Origin of the sequence: Leifsonia araucanica (assembly GCF_051161895.1) — a bacterium.
Lineage (GTDB): Bacteria > Actinomycetota > Actinomycetes > Actinomycetales > Microbacteriaceae > Leifsonia.
The window spans coordinates 1814063-1836237 of record NZ_JBMBTW010000002.1 but is presented as its reverse complement, the minus strand read 5'-3'; the positions used below and the strand labels follow the sequence as shown (position 1 = coordinate 1836237).

Annotated in this window: 17 protein-coding genes; 9 read left to right on the top strand and 8 right to left on the bottom strand. The window is 68.0% G+C overall.

Annotation, left to right across the window (positions count from 1 at the left end):
• Nucleotides 1–9 precede the first annotated feature (9 nt).
• Genes ACN6M5_RS08780 through ACN6M5_RS08765 form a run of 4 tightly spaced genes read right to left on the bottom strand, consistent with a single transcriptional unit; the run spans nucleotide 10 to nucleotide 4742 of the window.
• A complete protein-coding gene (locus ACN6M5_RS08780) occupies nucleotides 10–933 on the bottom strand; it encodes a glycosyltransferase family 2 protein (RefSeq protein WP_434949327.1) in 924 nt (307 codons plus the stop codon).
• On the bottom strand, nucleotides 926–2164 hold the full coding sequence (locus tag ACN6M5_RS08775) for an MATE family efflux transporter (protein ID WP_434949325.1): 1239 nt from the start codon (nucleotides 2162–2164) through the stop codon (nucleotides 926–928). The genes ACN6M5_RS08780 and ACN6M5_RS08775 overlap by 8 nt, the downstream gene beginning before the upstream one ends.
• Nucleotides 2161–3477 carry a hypothetical protein gene (locus ACN6M5_RS08770; RefSeq protein ID WP_434949324.1) on the bottom strand — a complete coding sequence of 439 codons (1317 nt, stop codon included), beginning with the start codon at nucleotides 3475–3477 and terminating at the stop codon, nucleotides 2161–2163. The genes ACN6M5_RS08775 and ACN6M5_RS08770 overlap by 4 nt, the downstream gene beginning before the upstream one ends.
• Nucleotides 3474–4742, bottom strand: a complete 1269-nt coding sequence (locus ACN6M5_RS08765) for a nucleotide sugar dehydrogenase (RefSeq protein WP_434949323.1) — start codon at nucleotides 4740–4742, stop codon at nucleotides 3474–3476. The genes ACN6M5_RS08770 and ACN6M5_RS08765 overlap by 4 nt, the downstream gene beginning before the upstream one ends.
• Before the next feature lie 337 nt (nucleotides 4743–5079).
• On the opposite strand from ACN6M5_RS08765, the gene ACN6M5_RS08760 reads away from it, so the two are divergent.
• Nucleotides 5080–6810, top strand: coding sequence for a DUF4012 domain-containing protein (locus tag ACN6M5_RS08760; RefSeq protein ID WP_434949322.1), 1731 nt, complete (start codon nucleotides 5080–5082; stop codon nucleotides 6808–6810).
• Between the two features lie 75 nt (nucleotides 6811–6885).
• Here ACN6M5_RS08760 and ACN6M5_RS08755 read toward each other — a convergent pair whose 3' ends face one another.
• Nucleotides 6886–7683 carry a Bax inhibitor-1/YccA family protein gene (locus ACN6M5_RS08755; RefSeq protein ID WP_168690015.1) on the bottom strand — a complete coding sequence of 266 codons (798 nt, stop codon included), beginning with the start codon at nucleotides 7681–7683 and terminating at the stop codon, nucleotides 6886–6888.
• Between the two features lie 60 nt (nucleotides 7684–7743).
• Nucleotides 7744–8277 carry a hypothetical protein gene (locus ACN6M5_RS08750; protein ID WP_434949320.1) on the bottom strand — a complete coding sequence of 178 codons (534 nt, stop codon included), beginning with the start codon at nucleotides 8275–8277 and terminating at the stop codon, nucleotides 7744–7746.
• Between the two features lie 63 nt (nucleotides 8278–8340).
• Between ACN6M5_RS08750 and ACN6M5_RS08745 the strand changes: the two genes are divergently transcribed.
• The 3 genes from ACN6M5_RS08745 (at nucleotide 8341) to ACN6M5_RS08735 (ending at nucleotide 13001) form a co-directional block, all read left to right on the top strand.
• Nucleotides 8341–9405 carry a glycerophosphodiester phosphodiesterase family protein gene (locus ACN6M5_RS08745; RefSeq protein WP_434949319.1) on the top strand — a complete coding sequence of 355 codons (1065 nt, stop codon included), beginning with the start codon at nucleotides 8341–8343 and terminating at the stop codon, nucleotides 9403–9405.
• A gap of 66 nt (nucleotides 9406–9471) precedes the next feature.
• Nucleotides 9472–11967 carry an ATP-dependent helicase gene (locus ACN6M5_RS08740; protein WP_434949318.1) on the top strand — a complete coding sequence of 832 codons (2496 nt, stop codon included), beginning with the start codon at nucleotides 9472–9474 and terminating at the stop codon, nucleotides 11965–11967.
• A complete protein-coding gene (locus ACN6M5_RS08735; protein WP_434949317.1) occupies nucleotides 11964–13001 on the top strand; it encodes an FUSC family protein in 1038 nt (345 codons plus the stop codon). The genes ACN6M5_RS08740 and ACN6M5_RS08735 overlap by 4 nt, the downstream gene beginning before the upstream one ends.
• Nucleotides 13002–13018: 17 nt before the next feature.
• Here ACN6M5_RS08735 and ACN6M5_RS08730 read toward each other — a convergent pair whose 3' ends face one another.
• Together ACN6M5_RS08730 and ACN6M5_RS08725 are read right to left on the bottom strand one after the other, a co-directional pair.
• Nucleotides 13019–13834: an oxygenase MpaB family protein gene (locus ACN6M5_RS08730; RefSeq protein WP_434949315.1), complete on the bottom strand. Its 816-nt coding sequence runs from the start codon at nucleotides 13832–13834 to the stop codon at nucleotides 13019–13021.
• A 69-nt stretch (nucleotides 13835–13903) separates the two neighbouring features.
• Nucleotides 13904–15619, bottom strand: a complete 1716-nt coding sequence (locus tag ACN6M5_RS08725) for a hypothetical protein (RefSeq protein WP_434949314.1) — start codon at nucleotides 15617–15619, stop codon at nucleotides 13904–13906.
• Nucleotides 15620–15882: 263 nt separating this feature from the next.
• Here ACN6M5_RS08725 and sucC point away from each other — a divergent pair, with 263 nt between their 5' ends.
• The 5 genes from sucC to ACN6M5_RS08700 all read left to right on the top strand — a co-directional run bounded on the left by sucC (nucleotide 15883) and on the right by ACN6M5_RS08700 (nucleotide 22161).
• Nucleotides 15883–17046, top strand: coding sequence for an ADP-forming succinate--CoA ligase subunit beta (sucC, locus tag ACN6M5_RS08720; RefSeq protein WP_085370210.1), 1164 nt, complete (start codon nucleotides 15883–15885; stop codon nucleotides 17044–17046).
• Nucleotides 17047–17063: 17 nt separating this feature from the next.
• Complete coding sequence (gene sucD, locus ACN6M5_RS08715; RefSeq protein WP_085370209.1) at nucleotides 17064–17951, top strand: succinate--CoA ligase subunit alpha; 888 nt, start codon at nucleotides 17064–17066, stop codon at nucleotides 17949–17951.
• 130 nt (nucleotides 17952–18081) lie between these two features.
• On the top strand, nucleotides 18082–19491 hold the full coding sequence (locus ACN6M5_RS08710; RefSeq protein ID WP_434949313.1) for a hypothetical protein: 1410 nt from the start codon (nucleotides 18082–18084) through the stop codon (nucleotides 19489–19491).
• A gap of 55 nt (nucleotides 19492–19546) precedes the next feature.
• Nucleotides 19547–20842, top strand: coding sequence for a cell division protein PerM (locus ACN6M5_RS08705; RefSeq protein ID WP_434949312.1), 1296 nt, complete (start codon nucleotides 19547–19549; stop codon nucleotides 20840–20842).
• A complete protein-coding gene (locus ACN6M5_RS08700; RefSeq protein WP_434949311.1) occupies nucleotides 20839–22161 on the top strand; it encodes a threonine/serine exporter family protein in 1323 nt (440 codons plus the stop codon). The genes ACN6M5_RS08705 and ACN6M5_RS08700 overlap by 4 nt, the downstream gene beginning before the upstream one ends.
• The last annotated feature ends 14 nt before the right edge of the window (nucleotides 22162–22175 follow it).

The following is a 22175-nucleotide window of genomic DNA, read 5'->3' as shown; positions in this document are numbered from 1 at the left end:
ACTGATCGTTCAGCCGAGGAGGCGCACCGAGCCGGGGGAGCGCAGCTCTGCGCGTTGTTGAGCGAGCGAGGTCCTCCGTGTCCGCTGCCCCTCACCCTGCCTGGTCAGCGACCGCGCGAGAAACTCCGTGACGCCGAGGCACAAGAGCCGGAGCCGCGTGAAGCCGCTTGGGCCGTACGCCTTGCGGAAGTACCGGATGCGGCTGATGCGGCTCAGACAGTACGACGTGGTGGACGCCGACGCTGAGCTCGCGCCCCCGACGTGATCCCCCCAGGCATGCGGGATCGCCGTGACCCGGCCGGCGGCATGGGCGCGGGCGCAGAGATCGACGTCCTCGTAGTAGAGCTCGAAGCGTTCGTCGAACCCGTTGAGTCTCTCGAACGTCTGAGCTGCGATGACGAGGAGCGCACCATCCACCTGGCCGACGTCGACGGGCTCACTCTCTTGTGACGGTTGAACGGACGATCCGACATACGCGCGACTGCCGACGATCGCCTTCGCGAACTCGTGGCGCCAGGACGCGAGGGCTCTGGTGTTGCTGGCGACGCCCGTCGTCGGAGACACCAACAGACCAGCCGTCACCGCCGACCCGGAGGACGAGGCGGCTCGAGCGAGCTCCGACAGGGGCCGGGTGAGACGGACGTCGGGGTTGACGAAGGCGAGGTGGGTGACGGAGCCGGCGCTCGCCGCGCCGAGATTGCAGCCACGTGCGAACCCGAGGTTCGCGCCGGGGTCGACGTAGGTGACCAACCCATCCGGCAGGTCGAGACCGTCGACGACGGCGCGGGCGGCGGGGCTCGAAGAATTGTCGACGACGACGATGGAGACCACCTGCGGGTCCTGCGCGATCGACGTCACACAACCGGCCAGGAGGTCCTCGGAGTTGTACGCGACCACGACGGCTCCGACGGTCACCTTCTCGTGCTCAGGCAAGCTGTTCGCTCCTCTGCTTCCGCGATCTCCGGACGACGATGGCTACGAGGACGCTCTGAAGGGCGTAGATGATGCTCGACGCGATGGCGGCGCCGGCGATCCCCAGCAGTGCGGACAACGGGATGTACACGACGCTGAGAATGGCGGACCCGATCCCGATCCAGAGCGGTGCACGCCGATCGCCGGAGGTGAGGACGCTGGACAGGGTGATGCGTGCGTAGCCCTGCACGACGACGCCGGGGAGGAGGATCAGGATCAGTGGAATGGCGTCCACATACTCGGGAAGCAGCCAGGGGATGAGGAGCCAGCTCAGGAGTGCGACGATCACCGCGCCGATGCCGCCGACGATCGCGTTCACGGCGACGAGACGCCGCCGCCGCGCGCGAGTCTCCTCGGGTGTCTGGACCTTGCCTCCGGTGTCGAAGGCCAGCAGGCTGAGAGCTTCCGAGAAGACCCAGATCATGCCGGCGATGGGCGCGGCGACGGAGTAGATGCCGAGTTGCTGAGCGCTGACGAAGAAACCGAGAACGACGATGTCCCCCCGGAACAGCAGCTGCTGGCCGAGGACGGCAACGTGACTGGCGAGCGCGGTCGCGACGATCGAGCGCGTCGGGACGTGCACGGCGTCGGCCGTCGAGACGTCGGGCATCCGGCGGAACGCGGCGTAGAGCGTCGAGGCGATGAGGGCGATGAACCAGCACACGGCGACGGCGTACGGGTCGTGGGTGATGACAGCGACCGGGAGGCCGATCAGGGGGAACACCGCGGACTGGATGAACCAGGCGTTCCGGAAGGTCCGCGAGGCGCCAAGGCCCTGGCGGGTGCGGAGGACGACGAGATTGAAGAGCACGAGTGCTCCGCCGATCGAGGCGAAGATGACCGTGTTCCGGCCGTACAGCGTGCTGGCGTCGGCAGCGGGAGGAACGAAGAGACCGCCGATGACACCGACGACGAGCACGCCGCCCGCGATGCAGGCTCCGACGATCCAGCCCCGCCGGGTGGCGGTGCGATCGCCTCTGACGGTCGCGTGCACGATGCCGACGTGGAGGCTGAGGAAGCCGATCGCCCCGATCAGCCCTCCTGTGCTCAGGATGAGGGCGAGACGACCCCGATCAGCGGTGCCGAGGATGCCGGCCGTCGCGAAGGTGGTGATCGCAGCGAGTGCGAAGGGGACCACCTGCGACAGCACCAGGTCGATCGCTTTCGACATCGACGGGGTGCGCAGCCTCATGACTCCCTCCGAAAACCGCGGAGCGCGGCGACGTTGAGAATAGCGAGAGGGAGGAAGAGAACCCACAGGGAGTCGAACTTCGCGAGATAGGGGTTCGTGGCATTGCCGACGAGGAAGCACACGAGTCCCATCAGGGCCGGGATCATGTACGGCCGGACACTCGGGTTCCGCCGCGCGACGATGATGGAGTGGACGATCATCCCGACGATCGCGATCCCGTAGACCGCGACGCCGTAGAGACCGAAGTTGTACAGCGCGGCGTTGTACGAGAGCTCGAATGCCCACGGAGTGGCTGCGTCCCGAACGAAGCCGGCGGTGGTGCCGCCCAGACCGGAGCCGAAAATCGGCCAGCGGAGCCAACCCTCCCACAGGTATCGCGACTGTTCCGTCCTGATCAGGGCGTCTTGGCTGTGACCAGGCTGGAATCCTTGGAGAAACGATCCGAAGACCGCGCCGAGGTCGATTCCGGCGACGGCAGCGCCCGCCAGCAGGAGGGCGATCGCCGCGAGGACACTGCCGGAGAAGGTCCACCAGAATCGGGCGGTCGGCCGCCGACTCGCTGTGAGCAGGTAGAGGACGGGGAAGAGGATGATCGCCACGGCGATCGCCAGCAGGAGGGCGCGGCGACCGGAGAGCAGGATGACTGCGACGCAGAGGACGATGGCGACGATGACGAATGCCCGGTGCAACGGCGCGCGTCGGCCTCGCGGCCAGGCGAGCATCCCGAGGAGGAACGGCACGGCGAAGAGGAGCGTCGAGAGGAAGGGGAAGCTCGCGGAGTATTGACCGGGGCCGGTCGAGGCGAAGATCGTCTTCAGGGGAAGTGCGTCGAGAAGAGCTTTTCCCGGCAGCAGTCCGATGTTCGCGACGATGAACCAGCAGCCGAAGATCCCGCAACTGATGCACGCGATGATGATCGTGCGGTACAGGCCGCGGAGGTGCGTCTCGGTCGTGATGGCGAGTGTGAGCGCCAGGAAGATGAGCGGCCAGACCACGTACACCTGCGCCGTGGACAGCGCACCGGCCGTGAACCCGTGGGCGATGCCGAGGATGACGTACCCCGCGCCGACGGCCGAGAGCGCGACGACCGGCACGACGAGCTCGCGACGAGGGATGATCGGCGCGGTACCGCGCCACCATCCGGCAGCGATCGCCGCGAGAACGATCAGCAGCAGGAGGATCTTGACCGGTTGGAAGAGTGTGGGCGTCGCGAGGACGAGGAAGAAGAGGGCATACCCCGTGATCCTCCACACGGACGTCTGCCCGCCGACCGGTGAGACCCGGTCGACCGCTCGGCCGAGCGCCTCGATCACAGTCGCTCGGACGTGGCGCCGCTGAGGCGGTTCTTCGTGTCGAGCACCGGGACGGTCGCCGAGTTCAGCAGATCGAGGTCGAAGTCGTCGTGGTCGGTGATGAGGACGACGGCGTCGGCGCCGGAGATCGTCTCCTCCGTGTATGCGGCGCGTGCGATGCCTGCCGGCCACCGGTAGTCCTCGACGCGGTCGTCGACCCCGACGATCTCCGCGCCCAGGTCGGCGAGCACGTCGATCAGGCGCAGCGAGGGGGATTCACGGATGTCGCCGGTGTTGCGCTTGTACGACAGGCCCACGAGCACGATGCGCGCTCCGTTGATGGCCTTGCCCTTGCGGTTGAGGAGGACCATGAGACGCTGGGCGACGTAGTCGGGCATGTGGTCGTTGATGTCGTTCGCGAGTTCCACGAAACGGAAGCTCTGGCCCAGCTTGCGGCGCACCTGCCACGAAAGATAGCTCGGGTCGACGGGGAGGCAGTGGCCTCCGACGCCGGGGCCGGGCGTGAACTTCATGAATCCGAACGGCTTGGTGGATGCAGCGTCGATCGACTCCCAGACGTTGACGCCGAGCTGGTGGCCGAAGATCGCCAACTCGTTCACGAGCGCGATGTTGACGTGCCGGAAGGTGTTCTCGAGCAGCTTCGTCAGCTCCGCCTCTTTCGTGCCGGACACCGGAACGGTGGTGGCGACGAGGCGGTCGTAGAACGCCTGGACGCGGGAGAGCGACACATCGTCGATGCCGGAGACGACCTTCGGGGTCTCGCGGAAGCCCCAGGTGGCGTTGCCCGGGTCGATGCGCTCCGGGCTGTATCCGACGGAGAAGTCGGTTCCGGCGGTCAGGCCGGAGCCGCGCTCGAGGATGGGGACGAGCAGTTCCTCCGTGGTGCCGGGGTATGTCGTCGACTCGAGGATGACGGTCGCGCCGGGCTTCAGCCGCTCGGACAGCGAGGCGGCCGAATCCTCGATGAAGCTGAGATCGGGAAGGCCCTCGCGAAGCGGCGTCGGAACGGTGATGACGGCGATGTCGAAGCCTTCGGCGGCTGCGTAGTCGGTCGTCGGCGTGTACCGTCCGGATTCGATGGCCGCCACCAGCTCTTCGGAGGAGATGTCGTCGACGTACGAGACGCCTTCGCGCAGGCTGTTCGTGCGGCGTTCGTCGACATCGAGACCGACGACCGTGTATCCGACTTCGACGGCGCGCATCGCGACGGGCAGGCCGACATAGCCCTGGCCGATGACGACGACGATTTCATTCTGGAGGCTCATGGGTTCCCCGGGTTCCGTTCGCGGACGCTACACGCGTGTCCCGCGCACGACCTGCTAGTCCAGATACGGGACAGACCGCCCGTTCCGAAACTCTAAATTATCAGACGATTCCCTGGCTCACGCCCTGGTCGCCGTCCGACGCCTGAAAGAGCGGACAGACGTGACCTGTACGGGTGACATTCGGGTGCCGTGCAGAAGGTTCTCAGCCGTATCTTCAGGTCTGGTCTGCTTCAATGGTCCAATGCCCGAACCGCTCCCTCAACGACGTGCTGGCGTTGCCCACGCGCGGAAGCCGAGTCGTCGCCGTCGCTACTGGTTGATCGGCGCAGGCGCCTTCGTGATCGTACTCATCGGGTGCGTCGCCTGGGTGGGTCTGCGAGCCCTCACCGCGAAGTCGGAACTCGAGTCTGCGCTTCCCATGGTGACGACCCTCAAGACGCAGATCGTCGCCCAGGATGTGAAGGGCGCGAAGGCCACGCTCGCGAAGCTGCGCCCCAAGGTGAACTCGGCTCGTGACCTGACGAGCGATCCTATTTGGCGAGCGGGCGAGGTCGTCCCGTTCGTCGGCCCGAACCTCAGCGCGGTGAGGACACTCGCCGGCGCGACCGACAGCGTCGTGGTGGACGCGATCGACCCCCTCGTCGGGCTGCTCGACACTGTCTCGCCCGACAGCATCAAGCCGGTGAACGGTGCGATCAACCTCAAGCCCATCGTCGCGGCCACCCCGAAGGTCGATGCGGCTGCTGCAGCGTTCAGCAAAGCGACCAAGCAGGTCGAGGCGATCGACACCTCGAGCACCATCGGACCGGTCACCAAAGCCACCAAGCAGATGGCGGACATGCTGACGAAGGTCGACTCGCAGGTCGTTCAGGTCAAGAACGCGCTGCACGTCCTCCCCGGAGCGATGGGCAACGACCGCCCGCGCAATTACCTGATCGTGTTCGAGAACAGCGGCGAACTGCTCCCCAACGGCGGGACGACGGGGTCCATGGCCCTCCTCCAGCTCGACAAGGGCAAGATCAACCTCGTCAAGCAGTCGTCGGCGTCGGGACGAGACTTTCCCGCGTTCAGCGACTACGTCGTCCCGATACCGGAGGACGTGAAGAAGCTCTACCCGTACGGTCTCGGCCGGCAGGTCCAGGACCTCACCATCACCCCTCGCTTCTCCCTCACCTATGAGGTGGCAAAGACGATGTGGAAGACCGCCAAGGGTGATGACATCGACGGCGTCATCGCCATGGACACGGTCACGCTGGGCAACCTCCTCAAGGCGACCGGACCCATCAACGTCCTCCCCGGCCTGCAGATCAACTCGGAGAACGCCGTCCGAATCCTGCTCATCGACATCTACACGATGTATCCGGACCCGGCGACCGTGGACAGGATCAACCAGACCATTTCGGTCGGGGCCTTCTCGAAGATCCTCGGGGGCGGAGCCAACCCCAAATCGTTGCTCGCCACGCTCCTCAAGTCCGGTGAAGAGGGACGTGTCAAGATGTGGACCGGCAACAAGGCGGAACAGGATCTGATCAAGCAGACCCCGTTCTACTCGGAGCCGCCGGTGAGTACAGCGGACACCGACAAGTTCGGCGTCTACTTCATGGACCAGACCCCGTCGAAGATGGACTACTTCCTCAAGGCCAAGGTGGAGGTGTCGCAGGCGGTCTGCTCAGACAAGCATCGCTACGTGTTCACGCGGGTCGCTCTGAACAGCACTGCGCCCGCGAACGCCGCTGAGATCCTCCCGCCGTACGTCATGGGCAACGGCGTGCTCGTCGCGCAGGGCTACGTGCAGATCGGCACCAGCGTGTACGCCCCGAAGGGATACAAGGTTCTCGGTACGGCTATCGACGCCAAGCCGTCTACCGCCCCGATGATCGGGACGGATGGCGAGTACACCGTCGCGCAGGGAGTCCAGCAGATGGGCCCCGGCCAGACGATGACCCTCGACGTGCTGTTCGATGCCGGCGAGACGAAGACCAAGAAGCTGGACGCGACGGTGACTCCGATGGTCAACCCGATCGTCACCAGCTACGGCACGCTGGACTGCGCGGCGATCGGCAAGTAGGGGCGACCGCAGGCCGACGCGAAAAGGGCGGGCAGGGAGCGTGTGCTCCCTGCCCGCCCTTTCGGTGCGGGTGTGCTAGTTGCGCGAGATCGCGAAGATGCGGAGCAGCTCGAGGTAGAGCCAGATGACCGTGACCATGATGCCGAAGGCGCCGGCCCAGCCGAAGACGCGCGGTGCGCGGTTCTTCACGCCCTGCTGGATGGCGTCGAAGTCGAGCACGAGCGAGTATGCGCACATGATGACGACGAGGACGCCGATGATCAGTCCGAGCGGAATGCCGAAAATGCGGAACTCGCCGCGGAGGCCCCAGGGGTCGTCCGAAACGTTCGTGAGCATCAGGATGACGTTGACCACGGAGAACAGCAGGTAGCCGACCATCGCGATGAGGAAGACCTTCGTCGCCTTCGCGGATGCTCGGATCTTGCCGCTGGCGAAGAGGGCGAGCGTGACACCCACCACGACGATCGTGCCGATGACGGCCTGGAGAACGACGCCGCCGGCCAGGTTTTCGTAGAACAGCGAGATCCCGCCGATGAAGATGCCCTGCGCGCCGGCATATGCCAGCGTGAGCGCCGGAGACGGCTTCTTGCGGTTCTTGAAGATGTTGACGAAGGCCAGAACGAGTCCGACGATCGCAGCGGGGATCCATAGGACGGGGACGATCCAGCCGATGACCGCTCCGACGAGGAGCACGCCGAAGCTGACCGCGGTCTTGACGATCGTGTCTTCGACGGTCATGCGGTCGGTTTCGACGGCGCCGGCCGCCGGTGCGTTGTACATCTCCTGGAGGTTCTCGGCGCTGAGTGTCGCAGCGGCCGCTGACCCGTTCTGGAAGGCCGGGCTCTGTGAGAATGCCGGGTTGGAGGTAGCCATGATTCCTCTGCTTGCGTGTGGGGTCCGGACGAGCCGGATCTGTGCACTAAACCTACCGATTTATTGTCTGAGAGTTCTGACAGATTGCCTTGAATCAAGGGTGATCGCGACCCATCGTGCCAGCCACGCGGCCGCCACGATGACCACCGTGCTCACCGCGATCGACACCCAGCCCTGGGAGTACTCGTGGATCGTTTTGGCCAGGACGATGCTGGATGCGATCGGCAGCACGAGCACGACGTAACTCAGCAGCGGGCGCAGCCGGATCAGCAGCCACGCGGCGAGCGGGACGCAGAAGCACCAGGCGAAGCCGGCCCCGCCGAGCATGAGCCAGGTGAACCCGAGCACAGGGATGGCGACGGAGACCCTGCGTCCGATCGTTGAGGGGAGCACGGCCCAGCCTGCGGGCTGGAGCACGGAGCCGACGAGGAGGAACGGCAGGCTGTACGCGCTCGTCATGAGGATGAAGCCGGTGCCGACCACGAGCATCCCGAGGCCGATGACGAGTCGCTGGCGGTACGCGCCCCAGTGCAGATCCAGTCGGCTCGCTGGCTCGACCCAGCCGTTCGGAGAGGGCGGTTCCGCTTCGGACACCGCTTGATTCTGTCACCCGGATGCGCGCGAGAGAACCCCCAACCCGCGGGCTAGTATCTCAACATGCGAGCTCGGACGGCCCCTCTGGTGATCGGTCACCGGGGCGCGCCCGGGTACCGTCCGGAGCACACGGCGGCCTCGTACGAGCTCGCGTTCGCGCTGGGTGCCGACGCGGTCGAGCCGGACATCGTCGCCACGAAGGACGGCGTCCTCGTGCTCCGGCACGAGAACGAGATCTCGGGCACGACAGACGTCGCGACGCGTGCAGAGTTCGCCGGGCGGAGGACGACCAAGGAGATCGACGGCACGCCGCTGACCGGGTGGTTCACGGAGGACTTCACCTGGGAGGAGCTCGCGATGCTGCGGGCGAAGGAGCGGCTGCCCGCGATCCGGCAGGCGAGCTCGACCTTCGACGGCAGATATCCGGTGCTGAGGCTGCGGGATCTGCTCGAGATCGTCGACACGGCGTCGGACGATGCCGCACGCCGGCTCGGGGTGGTGGCGGAGATCAAGCACGCGACATACTTCGACTCCATCGGCCTGCCGCTCGCTGAGCTCTTCGCGGCGGAGGTGGCGGAGGCCGGGTGGCTCGACAATCCGGGGCTGGTCGTCGAGAGCTTCGAGAAGACCGTGCTCGGTCAGGTGCGCAGGCAGGGCTTCCGCGGCACGCGCGTCTACCTGCTCGAGGACTCGGGCGTCCCCGCCGATCGCGCGGCAGCGCAGGGGTCCGCTGCCGCCGGATATGCCGACGACCTGACGGCGCGCGGGCTGTACGCGCTCGGAGCGGCGGCCGCCCCCGACCGCGTCGACGGCATCAGCGTCGAGGTGTCGCAGGTGCTCGCATCCGGTTCCGTCGCCGTCTCCCTGTTCGAGGACGACCCGTCGGACATCGATGTCGGCGCGGTGACCTCGGACCTGGTCGACACCGCCCACTCGGCGGGCCTCGGCGTGTACTGCTGGACGCTCCGGCCGGAGAACGCGCTGATGCCGGAGGATTTCCGCGGGCAGGGCCGCGACGACCAGTGGGGCGATTGGCGGAGGCTGTTCTCGATCCTGCTGCACTCCGGAGTGGATGGGGTCTTCGCCGACCACCCGGATCTGGCCGTCGCCGTGCGCGACGAACACTGATATCACCGGGTCCCTGAACGTCTCGCGGCTGGGATGACAGGGGTGGAGGCTAAAATCGTTGGAGACATGACGAGCCTCCCCGACGCCTCTCCCTCCGCCACCCCGATCATCCTCGACGGCCGATCCGGTCACGGGCGCCCCGGCGACGGTGGAGACTCCGCGAACGACCGGCTTTTCGCCGGTCTGAACCCCCAGCAGCGCGAGGCGGCGGAGTACCGCGGAGCAGCCCTGCTGATCGTTGCCGGCGCCGGATCGGGCAAGACCAGCGTGCTGACGCGCCGCATCGCCGGCCTCATCGAGACCCGAGAGGCCTGGCCGAGCCAGATCCTCGCGATCACGTTCACGAACAAGGCCGCCGCCGAGATGCGCGAGCGCGTCGAGGTGCTGCTCGGCGGCAAGGCGCAGGGCATGTGGATCTCCACGTTCCACTCGGCCTGCGTCCGCATCCTGCGTCGTGAGGCAGAGACCATCGGCAAGACGCAGAGCTTCACGATTTACGACTCCGGCGACACCCGGGCGCTGCTCAAGCGGATCATCAAGGGACTCGACGCCGACACGCTCGGCTTCACGGTGGCGGGAGCGGCCGGCCGCATCTCCAAGCTCAAGAACGAGCTGACCGACATCGAGACGTATGCACGCTCTGCGAACCTGAGCGACCCGCAGGAGGTGATGTTCCTCGAAATCTTCCGACAGTACACGCGCGCCCTGCGCACGGCGAACGCGTTCGACTTCGACGACCTCATCGCGGAGACCGTGTTCCTGTTCCGCGCCTTCCCGAAGGTGGCGGCCCTGTACCAGCGGCGCTTCCGCCACATCCTGGTCGACGAGTACCAGGACACGAACCACGCGCAGTACTCCCTGATCCGCGAGCTGACCATGCCGATCGCGCCGGCCATCGCCGACGAGCTGGAGGCCCAGGGCCACCACGTCGAGTCGATGCGGGATGCGGTGGGCGTGATCCCCGGCGCCTCCCTCACCGTCGTCGGCGACTCCGACCAGTCGATCTATGCGTTCCGCGGCGCGGACATCCGGAACATCGTCGAGTTCGAGCGCGACTTCCCCGGCGCGAAGGTGGTGCTGCTCGAGCAGAACTACCGGTCGACGCAGAACATCCTGAGCGCAGCCAACGCCGTCATCGCCAACAACTTCGACCGCAAGGACAAGAAGCTGTGGACCGCGGTCGGCGACGGTGAGAAGATCATCGGCTTCACGGGGTATTCCGGTCACGACGAGGCGCAGTTCGTCGCCGACGAGATCGAGAAGCTGCACAGCGCCGGCATGGACTACAAAGACATCGCCGTGTTCTACCGGACGAACGCTCAGACCCGTGCGCTCGAAGAGATCTTCATCCGCTCCGCCCTGCCGTACCGGATCATGGGCGGCACCAAGTTCTACGAGCGCGCCGAGATCAAGGACTCGATGGCGTATCTGATCGCCGTCGCGAACCCGGACGACACCCTCGCGCTGCGCCGCATCCTGAACACCCCCAAGCGCGGGATCGGTCCGGCGACCGAGACCCAGCTGGCCAGCTACGCGGAGGACAACGGGATCAACTTCCGCCAGGCGATGCGCGACGCGGGTTCGCTCGGGCTCGGACCGAAGGTGACGACCGCGATCCTGCAGCTCGCGACGTTGCTGGACGACGCGGCCGCCAAGATCGACCCGGAGAATCCCGCGGGGGTCTCGTCGGTCGCCGATGTGCTCACCTTCCTGCTCGACGGCAGCGGCTACCTGGATGTGCTCCGCAACAGCAGGGATCCGCAGGACGAGGCCCGCGCGGAGAACGTGGACGAGCTCGTCGCGGTGACCCGCGAGTTCGCACGCAACAACCCGGATGGCGGTCTGGTCGACTTCCTCACCGAGGTCTCCCTCGTGGCGGCAGCGGACGAGATCGACGATTCGAGCGGAACCGTCTCGCTGATGACCCTGCACACCGCGAAGGGCCTGGAGTACGATGCCGTCTTCCTGACCGGCATCGAGGAGGACCTCCTTCCGCACCGGATGTCCGCGAACGAGCCGGGAGGGCCGGCCGAGGAGAGACGCCTGTTCTACGTGGGTATCACGCGCGCCAAGAAGCGCCTCTTCCTGTCGCTGGCCATGACACGCGCGCAGTTCGGCGAGACCGCCGTGGCCATGCCGAGTCGCTACCTGCAAGAGATCCCCGCCGATCTGATCGACTGGAAGCAGTCGCCCGGCACCGCGAACGGTCGGGGAGGTAGCCAGTCTCGCGCGCTCAACGCGCGGCGTCCCGGTCTCGGCTCCGGGTCGGGATCCGGCGGCGGAGGCCGCTGGAACGAGAGCCTCACGTCGGGCGGGTTCTCCGCGGGCGGGCGGCCCTCCGATCGTCCGAAGACCGAGTGGCCGAACAGGGTCACCGGCCAGGTGCGGGACAACGGCGACCTGGAGCTCGCCTCCGGTGACCGCATCCGGCACACGGACTTCGGCGATGGCCGGGTGACGCAGGTGACCGGCGAAGGAGCCAAGCGGGTCGCGCACGTACAGTTCGAGAAGGTGGGAGCGAAGAAGCTGCTCATCAAGATCGCCCCCATCGAAAAACTGTGAGGGCCCCGCAGCTCACAACGCTGAGCGTCGAGGTCGGCCTGCGGGCCGCGACGGCCGTGGCCGTTCCGTTGCTGATCCTCTTCGCGGTCGGCAGGCTCGACCTCGCAGCGTACGCATCCTTCGGCGCGTTCACCGCGCTGTACGGACGGAACGAGCCGTACCGCCTGCGCATCCGGAGCGTCTCGATCGCGGCGGTGGTGCTCGTTACGACCATCTCGCTCGGAACGGTGGTCGCCGCGCTCGGAGAACCGCTGGCACTGCTCGTGCCGTTGCTCATCGTGGTGGTCACGCTCGGCACCATCCTGGCCGCGACGTTCCAGTTGCTCCCCGCTCAACCGCTGTTCTTCGTCTTCGCCCTCCTCGTCTGCGCCGCCGTGCCGACACCGGCGCACGAGATCGGGCTCCGGATCGGGCTCGCCGCCCTGTCCGCAGCATTCTCCTGGCTGCTGACCATGTCCGGCTGGCTCATCCGGCGCCTCACGGGCACCGCCTCCAACCCCGTGCTCCTGAAAGAGCTGCGCCGGGCCCCGGCTGTCGACACGTCGGCGATCCGGGATGCGCGGGTCTGGCTCGCCGTGGCGCAGAACGTCGTCGGGGTGGTCGTCGCGGGCGGGATCGCGTTGGCGTTCGGGCTGGGCCACGCGTACTGGGCCGTCGTCAGCCTCGTGGCCGTCATCCCGCCTGCACGGGCAGCGCACTCCATCTCGCGCTCCGTCCACCGCGTGGTCGGCACGATCATCGGGGTGGGCCTGACCGTCCTGTTGTTGTTCTGGTCCCCATCTCCGCTGTTCGTGATCGGCGTGATCGTGGTGTGCCAGGTCTTCGCCGAAGTGCTCGTCGGCGCCCACTACGGCACCGCTCTGGTGTTCATCACCCCGATGGCGCTGTCCGTCTCCTACCTGTCGACGACGAAGGTCGCGCTCTCGACCCTCGCCGTGGACCGGGTGCTGGAGACCGTGCTGGGCGCTGCGGTCGGAATCCTGCTCGTCCTCGCGGCGCGATGGATCGAACGCGCGCGCGGACTCGCGGCCTGAGCAGGGCCGCCGGCCGGTCAGGCGGCTGAGCGCTCGCCGATGGTCGCGCGCAGCCGCTTCAGGTACGCATCCCGTGGTCGGTGCCGGAGCCGCGCGGGAAGGCGCGGGTAGACGAGGACAGCCCACCCCATCCACCGGTCGAACCGCCGCTGCAGCCGGACGTTCCAGGCGAGGCCGAAGCGGCGCCGCACGTCCGGTGGCAGGAGGCCGACCGTGACCAGCCGCGCCTGCGGGAACACGGCGCGCATCCACCGGGGAATGGCGGACGGGTAGAGGATCTGCCGGGCGACCCGCTTGGTGTCCGCGGTCGGGCGCAGGCCGGCCACGGTCTCCGCCCAGTACGCGTCGAAGTCCGCGCGGGTCGCCGGCCAGGCCTCCCGCGGCACCTGCAGGGCGGAGCCGAGCACCGTGAACTCGCGGTAGATCCGCTCGCCGTCGGCGTCGGGGATCCGGCCGAAGAAGCGTTCGTAAAGGTCGACCATCGTGGCGTACAGAGTGGAGGCGACCCACAGCTGCAACTGCGGATCGAACGCGTTGTACGCGGGGGCGTCCGCGCTCGCCGCGGCGCGCACCGGCGCGTGCGCTCTGTTGACCGACCGCCTGACCACGGCGAACTCGTCCGGCGAGGCGTACACCGACGCATAGACGAAGGTCATGGTGGCGTGGAGTCTGTCCATCATCCGGTTGGCGAAGTCGCTGTGCTCCACCACGCCCCGTCCGACGGCCGGGTGCGCGATCTGAAGGAGGAGCGCCCTGCCGCCTCCGGCCAGATAGATGGCCTCGGCCGCGATGTCCTTCGCGCTGAGACCGGCCGGAGCCTGACGGGTTCGCATCGCCCCATCCTGCCGCGACAGTCTGCGAAGGTCCGGGATGCGCGTCCGCGCCGGTCAGCTCGCTGGGCATCATCGTGCGGCCAGGGCGGCTCGACGCTCGCGGCTGCGGATGGTGAGTCCGGTGAGGCCCAAGCCGAGGGAGAGAGCGGCGCCGCCCGCGCAGACGGCCGGGATCAGCCCGTCGGCGTCCGATCCTGTGTTCGCCAGTTCGGGGTCGCGGACGGTGGCTGGCGAGACGGCGGGGAGCGCGGGTGGCTCGGGCGCGGCAGGCGGCTCGGGGACGGCAGGCAGCTCGGGCGTGGCCGGTTCCTCGGGGACCTCCGGCGATTCGGGCACTTCCGGCGCGTCGGGGACTTCGGGCTCCGGTTCTTCGGGAACCTCTGGTACTTCGGGAACCTCGGGTACTTCCGGCACCTCGGGAACCTCCGGTACCTCCGGAACCTCCGGAACCTCCGGAACCTCCGGAACCTCGGGAACCTCGGGAACCTCCGGCTTCACGCCCCGGGTGATCTCCGACGCCACGCCGAACGCGGAGCGCCACGGGCGCAGGCGGCTGCCGCCTTCTGTCGCAGGGGTGTCGGCGGGCGTGATCGACTCGACCCACACGTAGTGACCGACGGCGGGCAGCTCGCACTCGGGCGTCTCGTATTCGCCTGTACCGCTGACCACCAGTTCCACCTCGCACGCGATGGGAGCGTCGGACGGTGCATCCGGGGCCTCGACGATCGGGTCGGCGAACGGGCCGAGCAGCCGGCTCCTGATGGTGGCGCGCACCGGGGCAAGGCCGTCCGGTGACGACCAGACAGCCCAGGTGGGCAGCAGGCCGTCGTCGCCGGCGACGCCGACGGTGAGGTGGTCCGAGATCGTCGCGCCCGGCTCGGCGACGGCCTCGCTGGTCACGGTCGAGACCGTCGGCTGGAAGGGGAGGGGGGAGACGCCGGTGGCGTCGGCTTTCGCGTGGGCTTCCGCGTCGGCCGGAACGGCGACGAGGAGCGCCTGCGCGTCACCGCGAGGGATGGCGATCGTCAGCCTGTCGCCGTAGGGAAGTCCAACGAACCGGGCGTCGGCGGTGACGGACACACTCGCCGCCGCGCCGGTGGGAAGGATGGGGATGTCGACGCCGTTCTGGATGTCGGCGGTCGTCGAGCCGTCTTCGAAGGTGGCCCCGGTCAGCGTGGCCGTTCCCCAGTGCTTGCGGGGCGGGAGGACCTCGGCGCCGCTCGTCAGCCGGTCGACCGTGAGCTCGACGCGGAACCGGCCCGCCCCGTCCTCCGCGAGCTCCACCAGCGCGGCGGCTTCGACCGACCGTGAGCCGAGCGTGCCGGACTCGGCGACCATCGAGTGCGCCCAGCTGAGAACGGTCGCCGCGTCCGCTCCGGCCCTGGCCGCGTATGACGCCGCGGTGGCGGTGTCGAGGCCGGTGACCATCCAGGTCGCGAGCTGCCCCGCCGCCGCCGTTCCTCGATCGGAGGTGCCCGCCCAGGAGCGCGAGATGAAGGCGAGCTTCGCCGCCTGCTCCGGCGAGTACCAGTCGAGGGTGGACCCGGCCACGAGATCGACCTCGTGGCCGGTCGGACTCTTCTTGCCGGCCTGCAGGCAGAAGCCGCGCGATCCGTCGTCGAGCGAGTACGTGCCGAGCCACCAGCCGTCCGCGGAGAGATAGCCGGGTCCGTGGCCATTCGCCGAGAGGGCCTGCGCTCCGGTGGCGAGATGGATCGCCGAGAAGAAGAACAGCAGACCGGCCACCGCGAAGGAGGTGATGAGAGTTGTTATTCGGTGTGTCATGGCATCCACCGTCGTCTGTCGGGAGGGGGCAGTGGGGCTCGGGGCCGAAGCTGTGGAGAAGTGGATGGGGGAGCCCGGCTGTGGAGGGAGCATCCACGATCGCTGTGGATTTCGCGGCTCGTTTCGCGGGCGTTCAGCAGGACGCGCTAGAGTTCTTTCTGGCGAAATTTATCTCGGCGTCGAGCTATTCTCCCGCCGAACTGCCTAGGAGAAATCGGCCGGCAAGCGCCACGAGCGTGCCGGAACCAGCGGATTGGATAACCGTGGATCTATACGAGTATCAGGCCAGAGACCTGTTTGAGCAGTACGGTGTCCCGGTCCTTCCGGGCATCGTCGCGGACACCCCTGAGGAGGTGCGCGCAGCGGCGGAGAAGCTCGGCGGAGTGGTCGTCGTCAAGGCGCAGGTGAAGGTCGGTGGTCGTGGTAAGGCCGGCGGCGTCAAGGTCGCCAAGAACCCGGATGAGGCGGAGGAAGCCGCGAAGGCCATCCTCGGGCTCGACATCAAGGGTCACATCGTCCGTCGCGTGATGGTCGCCGGTGGCGCCCGCATCGCGAAAGAGTTCTACTTCTCGGTCCTGCTCGACCGGGCCAACCGCTCGTACCTGTCGCTCACCAGCGTCGAGGGCGGCATGGAGATCGAGCAGCTCGCCGTCGAGAAGCCCGAGGCGCTGGCGCGCATCGAGGTCGACCCGATCACCGGTGTCGACGCGGCGAAGGCCGCCGAGATCGCGAAGGCCGCCGGATTCCCGGACGACCTTGCAGGCAAGGTCGCCGACGTCTTCGTGAAGCTGTACGAGGTCTACAAGGGCGAGGACGCGACGTTGGTCGAGGTCAACCCGCTCGTGCTCACCGAGGAGGGCGACATCATCGCCCTGGACGGCAAGGTCACGCTCGACGAGAACGCCGGCTTCCGCCACCCGAACCACGAGGCGCTCGAGGACAAGGCAGCAGCCGACCCGCTGGAGGCGAAGGCCAAGGCGAGCGACCTCAACTACGTGAAGCTCGACGGAGAAGTCGGCATCATCGGAAACGGCGCAGGGCTCGTCATGAGCACGCTCGATGTCGTCGCGTACGCGGGCGAGAAGCACAAGGGCGTCAAGCCGGCCAACTTCCTCGACATCGGCGGCGGAGCATCGGCAGCCGTCATGGCCGCCGGTCTGGACGTCATCCTGAACGACCCGCAGGTCAAGAGCGTGTTCGTGAACGTGTTCGGCGGCATCACCGCCTGTGACGCGGTCGCCAACGGCATCGTCAAGGCGCTCGAGATCCTCGGCGACGAGGCCAACAAGCCGCTCGTCGTCCGTCTCGACGGCAACAACGTCGACGAGGGTCGCCGCATCCTCACCGAAGCCGCGCACCCGCTGGTGACGCTGGCTCTCACCATGGACGAAGGCGCCGACAAGGCCGCCGAACTGGCTGCGAAGTAGTAAGGGCGCGATCAAGAATGTCTATCTTCCTCAACAAGGATTCCAAGGTCATCGTTCAGGGCATCACCGGAGGTGAGGGCACGAAGCACACCGCCCTCATGCTGAAGGCGGGCACCCAGGTGGTCGGTGGCGTGAACGCCCGCAAGGCCGGAACGACCGTCACGCACGGCGATGTCGAGCTCCCCGTCTTCGGAACGGTCGCGGAAGCGATCGAGAAGACCGGCGCGGACGTGTCCATCGCGTTCGTCCCGCCCGCGTTCACGAAGGATGCTGTCATCGAGGCCATCGACGCCGAGATCCCGCTGCTCGTCATCATCACCGAGGGCGTGCCCGTGCAGGACTCCGCCGAGTTCTGGGCGTACGCGCAGGAGAAGGGCAACAAGACCCGCATCATCGGGCCGAACTGCCCCGGCATCATCACCCCCGGTGAGTCGCTCGTCGGCATCACCCCGGCGAACATCACCGGCAAGGGCCCGATCGGCCTCGTCTCGAAGTCGGGAACGCTCACCTACCAGATGATGTACGAACTCCGTGACCTCGGGTTCTCGACCGCCATCGGCATCGGCGGCGACCCGATCATCGGCACGACCCACATCGACGCTCTCGCGGCGTTCGAGGCGGACCCGGAGACCAAGGCCATCGTCATGATCGGCGAGATCGGTGGCGACGCGGAAGAGCGCGCCGCCGACTTCATCAAGGCGAACGTCACCAAGCCGGTCGTCGGCTACGTGGCAGGCTTCACTGCTCCCGAGGGCAAGACGATGGGCCACGCCGGCGCCATCGTCTCCGGCTCGGCGGGCACCGCCCAGGCGAAGAAGGAGGCCCTCGAGGCCGCCGGTGTCAAGGTCGGCAAGACGCCGTCCGAGACCGCAGCCCTGCTCCGCGAGGTCTACGCGGCGCTGTAGAACCATCGGAGGGAGCGCATCCCTCCACAGGCAAGGACCCCGTGGAGTTCTCCACGGGGTCCTTGTTTTTTCCGCCGCGGGGACGGCCCCGAGCGCTACAGTGAGCAGCAGCGGGAAAGGGGGGAGCGACATGGCACGCATCACCAACAGCGAGTTGCTCCAGCGCATCGCCCAGCTCGAAGCCGAGAACGCCGGACTGCGCGAGACCATCGAGACCATCGAGAACGATCCGACGCAGCCGATTCCCCCGCACGACGCAGCCGTTGCCAGCACCGCTGTGCCGCGAAGGCACACCAGGAGCTGGGCCTGGACTCTGCTCGCCGCCGTGCTCATCCTGATCGGCGCCCTGCTCGCCCCGGTCGCCGTCGTCTCGTCCTGGGCAAAGGTGCAGCTGACAGACACGGATGCGTTCGTCGCGGCATACGCACCGCTGGCCAAGGACCCCGGTGTGCAGTCGTTCGTCACCAGCCAGACGATGGACGTCATCCAGGAGAACGTGGATGTGCCGGCGATCACGTCCGACGTGGTCGATGGCATCACCTCGCTCGGCACCGGTCCGGCGGCCACCCGCGCTCTCGAGGCGCTGAAGGGGCCGGCCGCCCAGGGCATCCTGTCGCTGATGCGATCGACAGTGGATGGGTTCGTGCGGTCGGACGCGTTCGCCCAGGTCTGGCAGGAAGCACTCCGGGCGAGCCACACCCAGTTGGTCGCGACGATGCAGAACGATCCGAAGGCGGCCATCGCCGTCGGGTCTGACGGCTCGGTCGGCGTTCAGCTCGGGCCGATCATCGACAGGGTCAAGGCGATCCTGGTGAAGCAGGGGCTCACCTTCGCGTCGCAGATCCCGTCGGTGGATCGCACCATCACGATCGCGCAGAATTCGTCGCTTCCGACCATCCAGCTGTTCTATGGCGTCGCGGTCGCGGCGGGGGCGTGGCTCCCGTGGGTGGCGCTGCTCCTGCTCGCGGCAGGCGTGGTCGTGGCCAGACGCCGCGCACTCGCCCTGGTCTGGGCGGCCGTGGCGCTGGCGTTGTCGATGGTCATCATCGTGGCGGGGATCGGCATCGGCAGGCTGGTGTTCGTCGGCTCCGTGTCGCCGTCGCTGATCCCGTCCGGTGTCGCGCGGACCGTGTTCGACACACTCACCACGGCGATGAGGGACACCGGGATCGCCGTGCTCGTGCTCGCCATCGTGGTGGCGGTCGTCGGCTGGTACTCGGGACCGTTCGCCGTGCCGAGACGGCTGCGCGGCTTCTTCGGATCCGGGGTCGCCTGGGTGCGGACCTCCGCCGAACGACACGGGATCAGCACGGGGCGGACGGGGGAGTGGCTGTACGCGCAGCGGACCCTGCTGCGCGCGCTCATCGCTGCCATCGCCGCGGCCATCGTGCTGTTCGTCCGCCCGCTGACGCCGTCGCTCATCATCTGGACGCTGGTCATCGCCGCCCTGGTGGTGGCCGTGCTCGAACTGGTGCAGCGGCCGGTCATCACGGTGCCGGAGGCGGCGGACGACGAGACCCCCGTCATGACCGTCTCCTGACCGCCGAAGTGTCGGCGGAGCGGCGCGACGCCCGACCGGTAGGCTCCATTCGGTCATGAATCGCACAACCGTCGCCCTGCTCGCCGCGCTGGAGGCGGTCATCGTCGTCGCGATCGGCCTCGCGATCTCCCTCGTGCCGCTCACCGTCCTCTGGGCGGCCCAGTATCACCTCGCGGCGGACTGGTTCACGTTCTGGCGGGCGTCCGCGGACATCTGGCTCGTCGGCCACGGCGTCAACCTCACCGTCACGCTCGACGCTCAGGCGGCGGCGACCCTCGGGCTGCCCGGCGCCGTCATCCCGTTCCAGGTCACGATCGCGGCGCTCGGCTTCGCCGTGCTCACCGCAGGACTCGGCGTGCGCACCGGCCTGCGCGCCGCGGAGACGCCGTTCCGCCTCACGGGCGCCGTGAGCGCCGTCGTCGCCTTCGCCGTGCTCTCGGCGGCCGTCACCTTCTCCGCGGGGAGCGCCCCCGTGCATCCATCGGTCTGGCAGGGGATCGTTCTGCCGCCGTTCGTCTACGCCGTCGGGGTGCTCTGCGGGTTCGGCTTCGCCGCCCTGCGGGCCGAGCGCGATGGCAAAGACATCGGGCTGAGCGACCGGAACGACCGGAACGACCGGGGCGAGCGGAGCGGCCAGGCGGAAGCGCCACAGTCCCGGGGCGCCGTGCTCTCCGCCACCGCAGCCGCGACCAACCGCATCCCGCCGATGATCCGGGATGCGTCGGCCGTGGCCCTCCGCGCCGGCACCGGGGCTGCCGCGCTGGTGATCGCGGGCGCCGCCCTCGTGCTCACGATTCTCATCCTCGGCAACTACGGCGGCATCATCAGCCTGTACGAGCAACTGCAGGCGGGTGCTCTCGGCGGCGCGGCGCTCACCATCGCGCAGCTCGCGTTCATCCCGAACCTGGTCATCTGGCTCGCCTCCTGGATGGTCGGCCCCGGTTTCGCGATCGGCACCGGCTCGTCGGTCAGCCCGATCGGCACGGAGCTCGGGCCGCTGCCCGGGCTGCCGCTGTTCGGCGTCATCCCCGCCGGAGGGTTCTCGTTCGGGCTGATCGGCGTGCTCGTGCCGATCGTCGCCGGCTTCCTCGCCGCGGCGCTGCTCCGCTCGCGAGCGACCAGGATGCACGACCTGCATGGGACATCCGGACTCTTGGTGGCCGCGCTCGGCATCGGTATCGTTGCGGGCATCGAACTCGGCCTCCTGGCCTGGTGGTCGTCCGGCGCCATCGGTCCAGGACGGCTGCACGACGTCGGTCCGAATCCGTGGCTGGTGGGTTCGATCGCGGCGGCGGAGGTCGCCGTCGCGGCGATCATCGGGCTGGTGGCGGGAGGTCGGGCGAGACGATGAGCCGCTGGAACGTGCCGTTCCGCTTCCCGAAGTTGGAGATCCACCGCCGGTCGGTCGAGGCGAGGCAGCTCGTCGAGAGCCCGTCGGCGCAGTTGCAGGAGTTCCTGGTCAAGCTGGGCAGCGCGCTGCTCTCGGTCGGTACGGCGGCGACGGACATCCAGCGCACGCTGAAACGCGTCTCCGTCGCGCTCGGGTCGCCGAACGCCGCCCTCATCGTGTTCCCGACTCTGATCTTCGTGGGGATGCCGGACGAGAAAGAGACGCGCTTCGACATCGCGGAGTCGCCGGGCGGCGAGGTGCGGTTCGACAGGGCGGCCAAGATCTACACCGTGGTCGACCACGCGCTCGCCGGAACGATCACCGCCGTCCAGGGCATCGAGGCCATCGAAGCGGTCACGGCGGCCAAGCCGCGCTTCCCGACGGTCGTGCGTGTGCTCGGTCACGGCCTCGCGGCGGCGGGGGTCGGCCTCGTGCTCCTCGGCGCTGAGCCGATCAGCATGGTCTACGCGTTCGTGCTCGGTGTGCTGGTCGGTGTGGCCAAGCTGCTGGTGCGGCCCGGCACGTACGCCGCCATCCTGCTCCCCGTCTTCACGGCGTTCGCGCTCGCGCTGATCGTCTTCGCCGCCGCGCGCACCGATCTGGTCCCCGAGCCGCTGCAGGTGCTCGTGCCGCCGCTGGTCACCCTGCTGCCCGGCGCGGTGCTCACCACGGGCATCCAGGAGCTCGCGGCGGGGGACATGGTCGCGGGGGCGAGCAGGCTCGTCTCCGGGATCGCGCAACTGCTCTTCCTGTCGTTCGGGATCCTGGCGGCCCTGACGATCACGGGCGTCCCAGCATCCACTGCTCTGCTCACCACGCACCCGCCGCTCGGCGCCTTCCAGCCGTGGGTGGGCGTCCTGCTGTTCTCGCTCGGAATCTTCCTCTATTACTGCGGGCCGCGGCGCTCGCTCTACTTCCTCACCCTGGTGCTGCTCGTCGCATACGGAGCCCAGCTGCTCGGCGCGGTGATCATGGGGAGCGAGTTCAGCGGGTTCTTCGGGGCGCTCGCGCTCACCGTGGTGGCGTATCTGGTGCAGTCGATCAGGGGCGCGCCTCCGGCGGTGGTGTGCTTCCTGCCCGCGTTCTGGCTGCTGGTGCCGGGTGCGACCGGGCTGATCGGTCTCACCCAGAGCGCATCCGGAGTGAACTTCGATTCGAGCAGCTTCCCGACCATCGTCGGCTCGATCGTCGCCATCGCGCTCGGTGTGCTGGTGGGGACGGCGCTGTACCGACAGATCTACAGCGTCGCCCCGACCGCGTGGGGCCTGCGGCTGGTCTGACCGGCCCGCGGCGG

What these genes read in the sequence shown, in the direction of transcription:
- ACN6M5_RS08705 (WP_434949312.1), top strand. Translation starts at nt 19,547, where the DNA reads ATGAATCGCACAACCGTCGCCCTGCTCGCCGCGCTGGAGGCGGTCATC.
- ACN6M5_RS08730 (WP_434949315.1), bottom strand. Translation starts at nt 13,834, where the DNA reads ATGCGAACCCGTCAGGCTCCGGCCGGTCTCAGCGCGAAGGACATCGCG.
- ACN6M5_RS08725 (WP_434949314.1), bottom strand. Translation starts at nt 15,619, where the DNA reads ATGACACACCGAATAACAACTCTCATCACCTCCTTCGCGGTGGCCGGT.
- sucD (WP_085370209.1), top strand. Translation starts at nt 17,064, where the DNA reads ATGTCTATCTTCCTCAACAAGGATTCCAAGGTCATCGTTCAGGGCATC.
- ACN6M5_RS08755 (WP_168690015.1), bottom strand. Translation starts at nt 7,683, where the DNA reads ATGGCTACCTCCAACCCGGCATTCTCACAGAGCCCGGCCTTCCAGAAC.
- ACN6M5_RS08710 (WP_434949313.1), top strand. Translation starts at nt 18,082, where the DNA reads ATGGCACGCATCACCAACAGCGAGTTGCTCCAGCGCATCGCCCAGCTC.
- ACN6M5_RS08775 (WP_434949325.1), bottom strand. Translation starts at nt 2,164, where the DNA reads ATGAGGCTGCGCACCCCGTCGATGTCGAAAGCGATCGACCTGGTGCTG.
- ACN6M5_RS08745 (WP_434949319.1), top strand. Translation starts at nt 8,341, where the DNA reads ATGCGAGCTCGGACGGCCCCTCTGGTGATCGGTCACCGGGGCGCGCCC.
- ACN6M5_RS08700 (WP_434949311.1), top strand. Translation starts at nt 20,839, where the DNA reads ATGAGCCGCTGGAACGTGCCGTTCCGCTTCCCGAAGTTGGAGATCCAC.
- ACN6M5_RS08765 (WP_434949323.1), bottom strand. Translation starts at nt 4,742, where the DNA reads ATGAGCCTCCAGAATGAAATCGTCGTCGTCATCGGCCAGGGCTATGTC.
- ACN6M5_RS08740 (WP_434949318.1), top strand. Translation starts at nt 9,472, where the DNA reads ATGACGAGCCTCCCCGACGCCTCTCCCTCCGCCACCCCGATCATCCTC.